Below are 15,535 nucleotides of genomic sequence, written 5' to 3' on the forward strand. Positions count from 1 at the left end.
TCACCGTTGAAGCCAACACCATCGTCGAGAACACTGCGAAAGTCGGCACTGTCGCCGGTACCTTCACCGCGTCTGACGAAGAAACTCCGGTTGCGAACCTGAAAGTTGCGTTCACCGCAGGCGCTAACGCCGACGGTTACTACGCGATCTCCGGTACCAACGTGGTCCTGACACAGAAAGGCGCCGATTGGGTCAACGCCGGTAATCAACTGCCGAAGATCGATCTGACCGTTACCGATGCTGACAACGCCACTTCGCACGCTGATGCTCAGCCTGCCGTGACGCTGGTGAACGACATCCCAGTCATCACCGTGGCTGCCACTACCATCGTCGAAAACACCGCGAAAGTCGGCACCGTCGCCGGTACCTTCACCGCGACCGACGAAGAAACCCCAGTTGCGAACCTGAAAGTTGCGTTCACCGCAGGCACCAACGTCGACGCTTACTACACCCTCTCGGGCACCAACGTGGTCCTGACACAGAAAGGCGCCGATTGGGTCAACGCTGGCAATCAGCTGCCGAAGATCGACCTGACTGTCACCGATGCGGATAACGCCACGTCGCACAACGATGCGCAGCCAACCGTCACTCTGGTCAACGACATCCCGGTCATCACCGTGGCTGCCAACACCATCGTCGAGAACAGCGCCAAGGTCGGCACCGTCGCCGGTACCTTCACCGCGTCTGACGAAGAAACCCCAGTTGCGAACCTGAAAGTTGCGTTCACCGCAGGCACCAACGTCGACGCTTACTACACCCTCTCGGGCACCAACGTGGTCCTGACACAGAAAGGCGCCGATTGGGTCAACGCCGGTAACCAGTTGCCGAAGATCGACCTGACTGTCACCGATGCGGATAACGCCACGTCGCACAACGATGCGCAGCCAACCGTCACTCTGGTCAACGACATCCCGGTCATCACCGTGGCTGCCAACACCATCGTCGAGAACAGCGCCAAGGTCGGCACCGTCGCCGGTACCTTCACCGCGACCGACGAAGAAACCCCAGTTGCGAACCTGAAAGTTGCGTTCACCGCAGGCACCAACGTCGACGCTTACTACACCCTCTCGGGCACCAACGTGGTCCTGACACAGAAAGGCGCCGATTGGGTCAACGCCGGTAACCAGTTGCCGAAGATCGACCTGACTGTCACCGATGCGGATAACGCCACGTCGCACAACAGTGCTACGCCAACCGTAACGCTGGTCGACGACACCCCAACCGCCACCGGCAGCAGCATCCAGAGCAACGAAGACACCTCGGTCGAACTGACGTGGGCGAACTTCGGGGTCAAGGATGAAGACTCCGCGAATCCGAAAGTGGTGTTCACCAGCCTGCCTGCCGGTTCCATCGAATACAAAGTCAACGGCCAGTGGTTCGCGCTGACCTCGTCGGATCTGAAAACCGATACCTCGGCCGGCAAGGCATTCAGCCAATCTGACTTCGATAACCACAACGTGCGTTACACCCCGGCGGCCAACGAATCGGGCGATAACAGCTTCAGCGGCATTGGCGTGGGTAACAAGCTGAGCGATTGCACCCAGCTGAAGTTCCAGGCTACCGACGGCAACTCTTACAGCGACACCAAAACCATCACGGTGGATATCCATCCGGTGACGGATGTGCCGGTTGTGACCGTGGGCCAATTCAGCGCAGTGCCGACAGGGCTGGTCATTCAGACCTGGACCGGTGGCACGCTCGCCAAAGACCTGGGCACCAACGGTAACGGTGTTGCGCAGTCCAGCGACCTGATCAAGGTGATCGACGCCAAGACCGCCGCCAGCGCGCTCTCTACAGGTGTGGTCAGCAGTGTCAGCAACGGTGGTGTGGCGGAGGGCACGGCGACCAAGGTCTCTGGCCTGATCTACCTGGAAGCCGGCAAGAGCTATACCTTCACCGGTACGGCTGACGACAGCCTGGCGATCACCGTGGGCGGCAAGTTGGTCGCTTCCGAAACCTGGAGCAAAGGCAGCGCGATTACCGGCTCGGCCTATACGCCGACCGAATCGGGTTACTACACCCTCGATATTTACCACTACAACCAGGCAGGCGGCGGTAGCTACGACGTCAATCTGTCGGTCAACAATGGTCCGTCGATGTCGCTGGGCAACAGCGGCGTGCAGACCTACACCAGCGTGGACGCGTTGAAAGCCGCCGGCGCGGTGCTGGGCGATAGCCACGTGGTCAATGGCGAAGGCTATTACACCGGCTACGTCTACAACCGTGGGCTGGAAGATACCGCCATCAAGGTCGCTCCGATCACCACCACGTTTGTCGACAATGACGGCTCCGAATCCCATAAGGTCGAAATCAGCGGCTTGCCAAAAGGCACCGTGATTACCGATGGCGCCACTGGCCACAGCTACACCTCCACCGGCACCACCGCGCTCTACGATGTCAGCGACTGGAACTTGAAAACCCTGACGGTCACGCCGTTCAAGGATTCGACCGCCAGCTTCGATATCACCGTCAAAGCGACGGCCAAAGAGTTGAGCACCGGGGTTGAAGAGGTTACGACCGGCAAAATCACCATCGTGGTCACCGCGGTCAACGACGCGCCGACCCTGGACCTCAGCACCGTCGACGGTACCATTGCCACCGGCTACAACACCTCGTACACCGAGCGCAGCAACACCGGTGTGGCGATTACCGGCAGCGTGGCCATCGCTGATGTCGACAGCACCCAGATGCAAAGCGCGACCATCACCCTGAAAAACGCCAGTGCGGGTGATCAGCTCAGCTCCAGCCTGGTGACCGTAGGCGGCACCTACAAAGGCATTACCCTGACCAGCGTCGGTACTGACGTCAGCGGCAAGATCGTGCTGACCCTGTCGGGTGCGGCGGATGCGGCTACGTATAAGGCGCTGCTTGAGTCGTTCCAGTACTCCAGCACCAGCAAGTACCCAGCCATCGGTGATCGCTCCATTGATGTCTCCGTGACTGACAACGAGGGTGGCAACAGCCTGAGCTCGTCTGTGGCTACGACCACCATCACGGTCAAGTCCCAGGTCTACAACACTGTCGCCGAAGGCGGCGCGGCGGCGGACACCATCGATCTGGGCACAAGCTCAGCCAATAACATCGTGGTGGGCGACAAGGGTGGTATCACCACGCCAGGCTCCAACTACAACATCGCCTTTGTCGTCGATACCTCGGGCAGTATCGGGTCGTCGGCGATGAACTCGATCAAAGGCCAGCTCTCCAGCATTTTCGACACGCTGATCGCTAACGCGAAGCTGACGGGGTCGGGTGTAGTGAAGGTGTTGCTGGTCGATTTCGATACCAAGGTCGAGTCGCTGGTGTCGGTCAACCTGGCGGACCAGGCCGCCGCCAAGGCCGCCCTGCAGGTTGTGTTGAATAACATGGCTTCCAACCCGAACGACATGACCAACTACCAGGACGCCTTCAATGCGGCAACGGCCTGGTTCAAGAGCACTGACGCCACCAGCAACATCGGCGCGAAAAACCTGACGTATTTCATTACCGACGGTGAGCCGAATGTCTACAACTATACGTATGCCAGCGTCAGCCTGGGGTCTGCCAGCTACTGGTGGGGCGGTAACGTCGACTTCGACAGCAAGGTCAACGGCAACACCTACACCTTGGGCCAGACCACCGCACTCACCGCAACCGTCTATGACCAGACACGGGTCATCGTCGACACTGACGGCAAGGTCTACTCGTATGACTCGTCCGGCACCCGGATCCTGCAAGGTTACGTCGTGTCCGACGGCCATGGTGGTTTCGACGTAGCGGGGGCTGCCAGCAGCAGTCGCTACGACTATGCGTTGGACAACGCCAAGGCTGCTTACACCGCGCTGACGACTTCGGTTCCCGGCGGCGTGGAAGTACAGGCCATCGGCCTGGGCAGCAACGTCGACAAAGACATGCTTCAGAAGTACTTCGATTCTGACAAGACGGTCAGCACCATCGATACCGCGAAGCTGGCGGACACCATCACCGGCCACACCGCCGATACCGGTGCAGACAACGTTTCCGGCGGTTCGGGCAACGACATCCTGTTCGGTGACCTGATCAGTTACAACGGCCAGGAAGGCAATGCCGCACTCAAGGCGTTCGCTGCCGAGAAGCTGTCCACCACGGTCGATCACATCGATGACCGTACGCTGCATCAGTACATCACCGAGCATGTGCAGGACATCGGTGCACTGGCCAGCGCGTCGAACATTTACGGTACCAAGGATGGCGGCGACACCCTGATCGGCAACGCCGGCGATGACATCCTGTTCGGCCAGGGCGGTAACGACACGCTCAACGGCGGTGCAGGCAACGATATCCTGGTGGGCGGCAGGGGCAATGACGTCCTCACCGGCGGCGCGGGTGCCGATACCTTTGTATGGCTCAAAGGCGACACCAACACCAGCGGTGGCTTTGATCGCATCACCGACTTCAAGCATGGCGAAGGTGACAAACTGGACCTGTCCGACTTGCTGCAAGGCAACAATGACACCAACTTGTCCAGCTACTTGAAGTTGACCACCGACGCATCCGGCAACTCGACGCTGAGCGTGAGCAGCACCGGTTCGTTCACCGCCCAGGGCGGCACGGCCGATGTCACGATCAAGATCGATGGCGCCAACTGGGGCAGTGGCAGCACCGCGATCAACAACCTGATCGCCGGCGGCGACTTGACCGTCAAGCACCACGACTGATCACTCTGGCGGCGTCAATCTTTCGGGATTGGCGCTGCATGGGCATCAGCGTCAGGGAAATGTGTGTAATCTCTGTGGGAGCCGTGTGCGGCGCCTGCAGGGATTTTTTATTGGGAGAGGGCTGATGTTCTACGTGCAACGCGATCAACACAACGCTTTGGTTCGCGTCGAGGCGCAGGCCTTCGCCGGCGCTACCGAGACGCTACCGCCCGGCGACCATGAGATTCTGGCGTGGTTTGCCGACGATGCGGTCGATAGCAGCCTCAAACAGCTCAAGCAAAGCGACCTTGAGATGATTCGAGTGCTCGATGACTTGATCCAGGTGCTGATCACCAAGAACGTGATGAGCATCACTGACTTGCCGGCGGCGGCACAGGCCAAGTTTTTGGAGCGTACCAAGGCGAGGGCGACGTTGGGCGGCTTGAGCGAGCTGATCAATGACGATGAAACCGGTTTGATCTGACACGGCACACCTCCTTCACGGCAAGACCGTCAGGGAGGCATGAGCGTTCAGTGCTTTACTGCCAGGGCGCCGGTTCGCCGACCAGTTGGCCTTGTACCCCTTCGATACCCATCTCGCGGATCACCCGCAACTCACCTTCGGTTTCCACGCGCTCGGCAATCAACGGCAGATCAATGCTGTGGGCGGCACGCTGGATTGCCTCGATAAAAAAGCGCTTGTGGCTTTCCTGATCGATTGCACGGATGTAACTGCCGTCGACTTTAAGGTAGGCCAGGCCCAGGTTCGCCAGGTTGCCGATCATGCTGAAACGTCCGCCGAAACGCTGCAACCCCAGGCTGTAGCCGAGGCTGCGCATGCGCCGGGTGAGGCGCTCGAGCTGGGTTTGCTCGGGCACTTGCTCTTCACCGATTTCCAGCGTCAGTCGCGGCCCCAGCGCCGGGTGTTGGGCCAGGCGTTCGAATATCCGTTCCAGGGCCTGGGGGTCATTCAAGGTGGCGGCCGAGAGGTTCAACGCCACCGAGTGGTTGTGCTGTGTGAGGTGTTTGATCACCAGGTCGAGCATCAGTTGATCGAGTCGCGCGGTCCAGCCGAAACGCTCCAGCCAAGGCAGGAACTGGCCCGCGGCAATGGTCTGGTCCTGGTTGTCGAGCAAGCGTGACAGCACTTTGTAATGCAGGACCTGCCGGGTGTCGCTGCTACTGAGCACGGGTTGGAAAAACAGGCGGAAGCGCCCCTGATTCAAGGCGTTGTCGAGCAAGGTGTGCCAGTTGTGCGGGTCATCGCTGACCGTGCCGGGAACTTGGTGCTCCAGGCAGACCCAGGTTTGACCGGTGCTGGCCTCGGCCTGGGTCAGAGCTTGGTCGGCCAGCATCAGCAGGTCTGCCGAGGCATCGCCGGGGTTGTACGGCGCAAGCCCGATGTAGGCCACGATCGGCATGTCGGTGGCGCCCGTTTCGTAAAGGCTTTGCAGGGTGCTTTCCAGGGCCTGCGCCAGTTGCACCGCTTCGTCGCGTACCAGGCCAGGGGCGAGCACCGCGAACTCGCCGCCACGGCTGCGAGTGATCAGATTTTGGGTCTCGGGGTATTTGGCGCAGGTGCGCACCAGTTGCTGGCTGACGGCTTGCAGCAGTTGGTCGGTACGCTGCCCGCCAAGGCGCTGGTTGAGGCCGCTCAGATCGTTGACCCGCAACATCAGCAGGTAGCCTGAACTGGATTCTTCCAGATTGCTGACTCGGGAATGCAGCTGCATCTCGAAATAGCGACGGTTGGCCAGGCCTGTCAGGCTGTCCTGATAGGACTCCACACGCAGCCGCTCGCTGCGCTCGGTCTGCTCATGGAACAGCGCCTTGAGCTTCTCCACCATCTGGTTCATGGCCTGCACCACCCGACGTAATTCGGGGGTGTGGGGCAGGTCAGGCAAACTCAGGAACTCGCGACGGGCGATGGCGTGCGACTGCTCGACCATATAGTCCAGCGGCTTCAGTTGGCGACGCAGCAACAGCGCGCCCAATATCGCGCTCACGGCACCGCAGACCAACAGCCAGCCCAGGCTGCCCAATGCGCTGCGCCACAGCTTGGCCAAGGCAAACATCGGGTGACTGACCACTTCAACCCGCGCCGCCTGTTGCCAGCCGCGGCTGACAATGGCATCGCCGCCGGCCGGCGCCAGACCGATCATTTTCACGAACCAGGCCGGTACGCCGCTCGCGTCTGGCTCGGCGGCGCGTTCTACCAGAACCTGGTTATTGCTCAGGTCTATCACGCGGATGCTCGCGTAGTAGCCACTGTCAAAGATCGAACTGACCATCAGCTCGGTCATCGCCGGGTCATCGATGTTCGGGGTCAGCGACAGCGCCAGCGCGGTGGCTGCATCCTGGGCGTGGGAGCGCAGTTGATTGACGTACTGCGTACGCGAGCTTTCCAGGCTGACCATGAAGCTACCGCTGAATGCGACCACCAGGAACACGCAGATAGCGATCAGCAATTGTTTGAACAGTGACATCGTAGCTCCTGTTAATTATCCGAACTGGCCGGAAACCCTTCAGCGGTCATTTTTTTCAAGACGTCCTGCCAGCGTGACAGGCGCTTGGTATCACCGACTTTTTTATTGCCCGCCGCGCCGGTCAGCCACAGCCCCTCGCCGTTGAACGCATATACGGGCAGCAGGTCCGTGCGTTGGCTGGCCGGCAGAATGGGGTCCATCAGGCTGTCCAGCACCAGGGGCATGGCTTCGGGGCTTGCATAATACGTCAGCACCATATGCGCGCGGTTCTGGCGCAAGGCCTTGACATAGGTGATGCGCAGCTTCTCGGCCGGCACACCCAAGTGTCGCAGGCTGAAGTATTTGGCGATGGCATAGTCTTCACAGTCGCCGGCGCCTTTCCAGAGGGATTGAATGGGGGTCGCCCAATAATCAATCTCGTGCCACAGATCGATGTCTTCTTCATAGTGCAGCTGACGGTTGAAGAACAAGTTGACCACTTTGAGCTGCTCGCTCTCGCTGACCTGCCTTTGTGTCGCCAGCAATTGTTGCCAGGCGTCGATGCGCTGACGGCCGGGGCCGAGCGGCCCGTAAAGCGATTCGGCGCGGCGGCTGATCTGGCTGAAATCCCAATCGGCGAGCAAATCGCCCAGCAGGCCGCCACCCAGCAACAACGCGATGGCAACGCTGTACAGAATGCGCGGGAGTTTAAAGCGTATCGCCACTGCGATTACCAGAGCTTGCAGCATAGAAGGTGCGGCAATGGTGCGTTGATAGCCGGCAAAAAACAATGGCACGATGAAATCATCAGCGCTTGAAACCCGTGAACTTGTCGTCAGTAAATTGGCTATTTTCCGCTCGTCCGAAACAGTTGTGGCTATTTCATCAAAATAATGACACCTCACCCCCGCTGTCACAGAATGTAGCGACCTGAGCGCCTACAAAAAGACTGCGGTAAATCCTTGTCTTACCGACCTTTCAGGTCTTTATCGGACGCCTCGAAGGAGTCCCGGCCATGAGTCGCACCGATGACCTGTTTGCCGTGTCCGGCCAGCGCGTCACCCGTGATCCCTGCGGGAAAAAAGCTCGACTGCACTTTTTCGGTACCCTCCCGTTTGATGACGGCACCCGCGCGAACGCAAAAAATGGTTCGCGCGCAGGGGGCCAGCCGTTCTGCGCCGATGACGCGCCCCCGAGTCATCAACGGTTCGCGCTGCGCCCGACCGTGGTGGCGTTGATATCCATCAATGGCGGCGTTGGCCGCAGTACCCTCGCCACGGCGTTGAGCAGCGGCTTGCAGCGTCTTGGTGAGTCGGTGGTGGCATTGGACCTGGACCCACAAAACGCTTTGCGCCAGCACTTTGGGGTCGAACATGAGCGACTCGGCGTGGGTCGCAGCAGCCTGTTCAAGGCGCCGTGGACGACAGTTCTGCAAGCGGGCTTTTGCGGTTGCCAGGTGCTCCCCTTTGGGGATACCGATACTCGACAGAAGGAGAATCTGCAGCGCTGGCTCGCAGGCGAGCCCCAATGGCTGGCGCGGCATCTGTCGGCGCTGGGGCTGAGTGAGGGGCATCTGGTGATCGTCGATACGCCCGCAGGTCACAATGTCTATCTCAACCAAGCCCTCAGCGTGGCCGACATTGTGCTGGTGGTTGCCCAGCCGAATGCCGCCTGCCTCGGTACGTTGGATCAATTGGATGAGCTCTTGGCGCCTCATCTTGAGCGAGAGCGTGCGGCCCGTTGTCACTGGGTGATCAATCAGCTGGATGAAGGCTCGGGGTTTGACCTGGATATGCTCAAAGCCTTCACGCTGCGCCGGGGCGAGTCTGCGTTGAAGGTTGTGCACCGCGATCCGGCGATCAGCGAGGCGCTGGCCTTTGCCACGGACCCGCTGGAACGCACGGCGCCAAGCCTGGCGGCAGACGATATCAACGACCTGTGCCGGTTGTTGATCACCCGAAAACGTACCTCGCAAAGCGCGGTTTAGACGCTAACGCCAGATGCTTATGCACAATCGGATGGATGGGGTCGTCTCGAAGCAGCCATTTGGCGGAGCCATTCTCATCACCTCGCAACTGCCTGTTTTACGGGCGTTTTATTTTGTGAACAAAAAATGACCAGCGCCGCTTTTGCCTTGAAACGCAGATAGTTAAAGGTCTCGCAAAGAATCCATCAACAGAGTTATCCACAGGTTGGGGTGCGACAATTTTGCCCCTTAATCGCGCTCGGCAAGCACCATCAGGTTGCGCGGCGTCAGGGCGGGCTCGCAAAAACTGCCCACCTCAACCCTGTAGCCGCGCTCAGCCAGAAAGAGTGCCCGATCCAGCACCAGCCACAGCTCCAGCGGGCGCCGAAACAGACCACGCAGCAATTCCAGGTTTCTGACCTCGGCCAGGCGACGCCAACCGTCTGCTTCCAGTGTCGCCCAGTCCTGTTCACCTGTGGATAACCCTTTGAGGTGTGCCAACGCCTGGCAGTAGTCGGCGAAGGGTTTGTCCAGCCAGCTGGCGGGCAGGGAGGGCGTGGGCAGGTATTCATCGCAGCCACGTAACCGGCGTTGCAACTGATCGAAAGCCAGGCGACGGGCCATGGATGTGTCGCGCTGCAGGCGGACGCGTTTGCCGGCGGTGACGGTTTCGCTGAGGGGCAGGCCGAGATCGTCGAGCGACAGTTGCAGGGATGACGCGCGAGCCGCTTCGGACAGCGGCTGGTAAGTGTCTGCGCTGATGCGGTTGTAGCAACAGGGGGCCAGCGCCAGTTGTTTGCAACCGGCGGCGCTGGCCAGTTGCAGCAGGCGCACGTGCAGGTCACCGCAGGCGTGCAGGGCGACCGGCGTGTGTTCGAAGCTGAGCGTCAGCGGTGCCATCACGTCTTGCAGGCGATGGGTGACGGCAGTCGATGGTGGTCGCTCAAGGCTTGGCCGGCTGCGATCAGGGCCGGATCGTGTTCCAGGCAGGTCAGTTGCTGGCCTGTGTGCAGCAGGCGCCGGCCAAGGTGGCCCTTGCCGGCGCACCAGTCCAGCCAGTGGGTCGGCGTTTGCGCAAAATGCAGGGCCGCGCCGAAGGCTTCGATCTGTCGCCACTTGCGGCCCGGTACGTCGACACTCAGGCGGCGCACGGCGGGTTGCAGGGGCTGCGCCGGTAACTTATCCACAGCCCCGAGGCGCACGGCCTCGGCGGCCAATGCCGGGAAAGGCGCGGGTGCGAGCAGTTGGTGAGGTTGGTTGTGGCTGGTTTCGGCCTCGGCCAAGGTGCGTTGGCGCAGCCATTGGGCGAGCTCAGGCAGCTCGCTTTCCCAAGGTAACCGTTGATGAGTAAAAGGCCGTGGCCGCCACAGCCTTTGATGCTCGATCAGGAACGCATCCAGCGCGGCAAAGCGCGCTTCAACGTCCCTGGCAGGCATCGACGCGCAGCCAGCGTTCCAGCAGTTTGAAGCCCTGTACCAACAGGTAGGAGATCAGCAGGTAGAACACACCGGCGGTGAAGAACATTTCCACGGTCAGGTAGTTGCGCGCAATGATCGTGCGGGCCATGCCGGTCAGTTCCAGCAGGGTCACGGTGCTTGCCAGCGAGCTGGCCTTGAGCATCAGGATCACTTCGTTGCTGTAGGCCGGCAACCCGATGCGCGCGGCGCGGGGCAGGATGATGTAGAGCAGCGTCTTGGGCCTGGACATGCCCAGCGCACGGGCTGCTTCGATTTCGCCAGGGGGAATGGCCTGGATGGCGCCCCGCAGGATCTCCGCGATATAGGCCGCGGTGTGCAGCGTCATGGTGGCAGTGGCACACCAGAACGGGTCGCGCAGGTACGTCCACATGAAGCTTGAGCGGATGCTGTCGAATTGCGCCAGGCCGTAGTAGACCAGGAACAGCTGCACCAGCAGCGGCGTGCCCCGAAAGAAAAAGATATAGGCGTAGGGCAGCGAGCGCACGTACCAGCGCTTGGACGAGCGCGCGATACCCAGTGGGATGGCCAGGATCAGGCCAAGAATCACGGCAATGCCCACCAGTTCCAGGGTCAGGATGGCGCCCTGGATAAACTTCGGCAGCCACTTGATGATGACTTCCCATTCCATTACGTCGTCCTCACGAAGCCGCGGGCGGCGCGTTTTTCCAGGAAGTGCATCGCCACCATCGACAGTGACGTCAGGCCCAGGTAAATGAGCGCGGCGACCATATAGAAGGTGAACGGCTGTTTGGTCACGGTGACGGCAATTTGCGCATGGCGCATGATTTCTTCGAGGCCGATGACCGTGACCAGTGCGGTGTCCTTCATCAGGATCAGGAACAGATTGCCCAGGCCTGGCAGGGCGATGCGCCACATCTGCGGCATGATCAACCGGGTAAAGATTCGCACCTTCGACAGGCCCAACGCCACGCCGGCTTCGCGGTGGCCTTTGGGGATGGAGATGATCGCGCCGCGCAGTACTTCTGTGGCGTAGGCGCCGAAACACAGGCCCAGTGCGATAACGCCAGCGGCGAAGGCGCTGAGCGAGAGGTCGGGAATGTCGAGCAGTTCACCCAGCCCGCGCATCGCGTTGATGGTGCCGAAGTAAATCAACAACACCCACAACAGCTCCGGCACGCCGCGAACGATGGTCGAATAAGTGCCGCCCAGCCATTGCAGCGGCTTGTACGGCGAAGTCTTGGCCAAGGCGCCGGCCAGGCCCAATACCAGCCCCAGGCACAGGGCCGTGAGCGCCAGTTTGACGGTCATCAGCGCGCCGGCGACAAGCGCGGGGCCGAATCCGTAGAGATCGAAATTCATGGTGTTTTCATATCGCGGCAGGCATTGCATAAAAACCGGCGCGGCCAGGGGCGCACGCCGGTCAGGTCGTTCAGGTCATTCGATGCTGAACGGGAAGTACTTGTCGTTGATTTTCTTGTAGGTGCCGTCTGCCTTGATCTCTGCCAGGGCTTTGTTCAGGCGTTCGCGCAGTGGGTCGCCCTTGCGTACGGCGATGCCAATCTTGTCGCTTTCTACAACCGGGTCGCCCTTGAACTCGTAGGCGGAACCGTCTTTGCTCTTGAGCCATTCGTACTGCACGTACTTGTCGGCGAGGATCCCGTCCAATCGGCCGGACGTCAGGTCAAGGTAGGCGTTTTCCTGGGTGTCGTAGAGCTTGGCTTCGGTTTCCGGGAGCTTGTCTTCAAGGTAGCTACCGGCCAGCGTCGCACGCTGTGCACCGATGACTTTGCCCTTCAGGTAAGCCGCGTCGGTCTTGAAGTCCGCTGTGGCTTTAGGTGCGATGAACTGGAGCTTGTTGGAGTAGTACGGATCGGTGAAGTCAACGGCCTGTTTGCGCTCCTCGGTGATCGACAGCGAGGACACCAGGAAGTCGAACTTCTTGGCATTCAGGGCCGGGATAATGCCGTCCCAGTCCGACACATACACTTCGCACTTCTCGACTTTCATCTTGGCGCACAGGGCGTCGCCGATGTCTTTGTCGAAGCCCACGACGTTGCCGCTGGCGTCTTTGTTATTGAACGGTGGGTAGGCCGCTTCGATCCCCATCTTCAAGGTTTCTGCCATGGCCGTGGCGCTGAACGCCATCGAGACGGCCGCGGCCAGAAGGAATTTTTTATAGTTCTGCATGCATGTTGCTCCGTTAGCGGTTGCTGGACATGAATTGTTTGCAGCGCGCCGAAAGCGGGTTTTCAAACACCTGCTGTGGCGATCCTTGCTCCTCGACCAGGCCTTGGTGAAGGAACACCACTTCACTGGACACCTGGCGGGCAAAGCCCATTTCGTGAGTGACCAGCAGCATGGTGCGGCCTTCTTCGGCCAGCGCGCGGATCACATTAAGTACTTCCTGGACCATTTCGGGGTCAAGGGCTGACGTAGGTTCGTCGAACAGGATGACCTTGGGTTGCATCGCCAGGGTGCGCGCGATGGCCGCGCGTTGCTGCTGCCCACCGGACAGTTGAGCGGGGTAGGCGTGGCGCTTGTCGGCGATGCCGACCTTGGCCAGCAGGGCTTCGGCTACTTCTATCGCCTCGGCCTTGCTCTGGCCGAGCACACGGCGAGGGGCCTCGATGATGTTGTCGAGGATGCTCATGTGCGGCCACAGGTTAAAGTTTTGAAACACAAAACCGATTTCGCTGCGCAGACGGTTGATCTGCTTGCCGTCCGCGGCCATCAGCTCGCCGTTTTTCGCGGCCTTGAGCTTGAGCGCTTCGCCAGCCACCAGGATCTCGCCCTGGTGCGGGTTTTCCAGCAGGTTGATGCAACGCAGGAACGTGGACTTGCCGGAACCGGAGGAACCCAGGATCGAGATCACATCGCCGTCGCGAGCGGTCAGCGAGATACCCTTGAGTACCTCCAGCTCACCATAGCGTTTATGCAAGTTGCGGATTTCAAGCGCGGGCGTGGCCTCGGCCATGTGCGTACCTCTTGTGTTCGTTGCGATCTGCGCTGTTGGAGCGCCTTCCTGGCGAGGCGCCAAGCTAGCATAGCGTCCGGATGACACCAACAGCGCCGCGGACGGTAAACAGACGGTGTGCGGCGGGGTGTCGCATCGACACAGCAGGGTGTCGCGCCATTAACAACCGAACAACCGTTTGAACCCGAGAAACCGCAGGCTTCGCGTAAAAAAGGGCGCGATGGTGCCAGCTTTGGCCGGGTGTTGGAAGGGTTAAACGGGCAAACGGTACCTATCGGCCCTTTTGTGGGGCGTCGCGCACGTTTTGTGGGTGTTTATGGTGCGCTTGTGCGTGTTGAATGTGGGTCGCCTGGTAACGAAATAGCAGAATGCCATTGTTCTCAATGACTTGCGATGACTGCTGAAATGTCCTACAAGCCCCGTCAATCGGGAGTTTGTAACATTTTGGCGCAAAACTTGCGTAAAAAATAAAGAACGCCCTGTTGGTTTCTTTTCACGATGAGGGTTCCACGCAGGGTGGACCGTTTTCGCAATTCCTCGCAAAGGTGTGTCAATGAGTAGTACGCAAAGCTCCAATGACCTCGAACAGGGGCTCAAACCGCGTCATGTCACCATGCTCTCGATTGCCGGCGTTATCGGTGCCGGCTTGTTTGTCGGCTCCGGCCACGCGATTGCCGCCGCCGGGCCTGCCGTACTGCTGGCTTATGCCGCTGCGGGGACGCTGGTGGTCTTGGTCATGCGCATGTTGGCCGAAATGGCCGTGGCGTCGCCGGACACCGGTTCGTTCTCCACTTACGCCGACCGTGCGATCGGTCACTGGGCCGGTTTTACCATCGGCTGGCTGTACTGGTGGTTCTGGGTGCTGGTGATTCCCTTGGAGGCCAACGCCGCCGCGACCATCCTGCACGCCTGGTTCCCGGATGTGGCGATCTGGGCGTTCACGCTGGTCATCACCCTGCTGTTGACGGCGACCAACCTGTTCAGCGTGAAGAACTACGGCGAGTTCGAGTTCTGGTTTGCGCTGATTAAAGTCGTTGCGATCGTGGGCTTTGTGGTCCTCGGCCTGGCGGCGATTTTCGGCTTCCTGCCCACCAGCCAGGTCAGTGGCGTGTCGCACCTGTTTGACACCCAGGGCTTTATGCCCAACGGCATGGGTGCGGTATTGGCGGCGATCCTGACCACCATGTTCTCGTTCATGGGTACCGAGATCGTCACCATCGCCGCGGCCGAATCGAAGAACCCGGGCCAGCAAATCACCAAGGCAACCAACTCGGTGATCTGGCGGATTGGCTTGTTCTACCTGCTGTCGATCTTCATCGTCGTGTCCCTGGTGCCGTGGAACGATCCGACCCTGGCCGCGGTAGGTTCCTACCAGACCGTGCTGGAACGCATGGGCATCCCGAATGCCAAGCTGATCGTCGACCTGGTGGTGTTGGTTGCCGTGACCAGTTGCCTGAACTCGGCGCTGTACACCGCGTCGCGCATGCTGTTCTCCCTTGGCCGTCGTGGTGATGCACCCGCTGTGGCCAAGCGCACCAATAAAAGCGGCACGCCGTACTGGGCGGTGATGCTGTCCACCGGCGCGGCGTTCCTGGCCGTGTTTGCCAACTATGTGGCACCGGCGGCGGTGTTCGAATTCCTGCTGGCCAGCTCCGGCGCCATTGCGTTGCTGGTGTACCTGGTGATCGCCGTGTCGCAACTGCGCATGCGCCAGAAGCGCACGGCGGCGGGTGAGAAAATCGTCTTCAAGATGTGGCTGTTCCCCGGCCTGACTTACGCGGTGATGGTGTTCATCGTGGGGACGTTGACCTTCATGCTGTTCCAGGAAGCGCACCGGGTCGAGATTATTGCGACAGGGGTGTTGAGCTTGCTGGTAGTGGCGGCGGGGTTGATTGTGGCGAGCCGTCGCAAGGCGCAGAGAGCCGGCGCTGCGGTGCTTAACTGACGAAATGCGGTAAAAAATGTGGGAGGGGGCTTGCCCCCGATAGCAGTGTGTCAGCCGACATCTAAGTGACTGACACACCGCAATCGGGGGCAAG

The 15,535-nt window shown here is 60.3% G+C and carries 10 protein-coding genes and 1 pseudogene; 4 read left to right on the forward strand and 7 right to left on the reverse strand.

What is annotated here, in order from left to right:
• Both JWR98_RS20430 and JWR98_RS20435 read left to right on the forward strand, forming a co-directional pair.
• Nucleotides 1-4,673: beta strand repeat-containing protein (locus tag JWR98_RS20430; protein WP_205491061.1), on the forward strand; the 4,673-nt coding region annotated here is incomplete at its 5' end.
• A gap of 124 nt (nt 4,674-4,797) precedes the next feature.
• Nucleotides 4,798-5,136: a tryptophan synthase subunit beta gene (locus JWR98_RS20435; RefSeq protein ID WP_078731142.1), complete on the forward strand. Its 339-nt coding sequence runs from the start codon at nt 4,798-4,800 to the stop codon at nt 5,134-5,136.
• 55 nt (nt 5,137-5,191) lie between these two features.
• Here JWR98_RS20435 and lapD read toward each other — a convergent pair whose 3' ends face one another.
• Nucleotides 5,192-7,138: a cyclic di-GMP receptor LapD gene (gene lapD, locus JWR98_RS20440; protein ID WP_205491062.1), complete on the reverse strand. Its 1,947-nt coding sequence runs from the start codon at nt 7,136-7,138 to the stop codon at nt 5,192-5,194.
• Between the two features lie 11 nt (nt 7,139-7,149).
• Nucleotides 7,150-7,866: a cysteine protease LapG gene (lapG, locus tag JWR98_RS20445; protein WP_042945546.1), complete on the reverse strand. Its 717-nt coding sequence runs from the start codon at nt 7,864-7,866 to the stop codon at nt 7,150-7,152.
• A 266-nt stretch (nt 7,867-8,132) separates the two neighbouring features.
• On the opposite strand from lapG, the gene bcsQ reads away from it, so the two are divergent.
• Nucleotides 8,133-9,104, forward strand: coding sequence for a cellulose biosynthesis protein BcsQ (bcsQ, locus tag JWR98_RS20450; RefSeq protein ID WP_078731144.1), 972 nt, complete (start codon nt 8,133-8,135; stop codon nt 9,102-9,104).
• A gap of 228 nt (nt 9,105-9,332) precedes the next feature.
• Here bcsQ and JWR98_RS20455 read toward each other — a convergent pair.
• From JWR98_RS20455 to JWR98_RS20475, 5 genes and pseudogenes are all read right to left on the reverse strand, one after another.
• Nucleotides 9,333-10,519: pseudogene (locus tag JWR98_RS20455) on the reverse strand (methyltransferase).
• A complete protein-coding gene (locus JWR98_RS20460; protein WP_078731146.1) occupies nt 10,500-11,189 on the reverse strand; it encodes an ABC transporter permease in 690 nt (229 codons plus the stop codon). The pseudogene JWR98_RS20455 and the gene JWR98_RS20460 overlap by 20 nt, the downstream one beginning before the upstream one ends.
• Complete coding sequence (locus JWR98_RS20465) at nt 11,189-11,881, reverse strand: ABC transporter permease (protein ID WP_078731147.1); 693 nt, start codon at nt 11,879-11,881, stop codon at nt 11,189-11,191. The genes JWR98_RS20460 and JWR98_RS20465 overlap by 1 nt, the downstream gene beginning before the upstream one ends.
• Before the next feature lie 75 nt (nt 11,882-11,956).
• A complete protein-coding gene (locus JWR98_RS20470) occupies nt 11,957-12,709 on the reverse strand; it encodes an ABC transporter substrate-binding protein (RefSeq protein WP_078731148.1) in 753 nt (250 codons plus the stop codon).
• Between the two features lie 13 nt (nt 12,710-12,722).
• A complete protein-coding gene (locus tag JWR98_RS20475; protein ID WP_003171092.1) occupies nt 12,723-13,496 on the reverse strand; it encodes an ABC transporter ATP-binding protein in 774 nt (257 codons plus the stop codon).
• A 553-nt stretch (nt 13,497-14,049) separates the two neighbouring features.
• On the opposite strand from JWR98_RS20475, the gene gabP reads away from it, so the two are divergent.
• Entirely contained in the window at nt 14,050-15,441 is a 1,392-nt protein-coding gene (gene gabP, locus JWR98_RS20480) for a GABA permease (protein WP_078731149.1), read from the forward strand.
• Nucleotides 15,442-15,535: the final 94 nt, after the last annotated feature.

Source organism: Pseudomonas lactucae, assembly GCF_016937615.1.
Lineage (GTDB): Bacteria > Pseudomonadota > Gammaproteobacteria > Pseudomonadales > Pseudomonadaceae > Aquipseudomonas > Aquipseudomonas lactucae.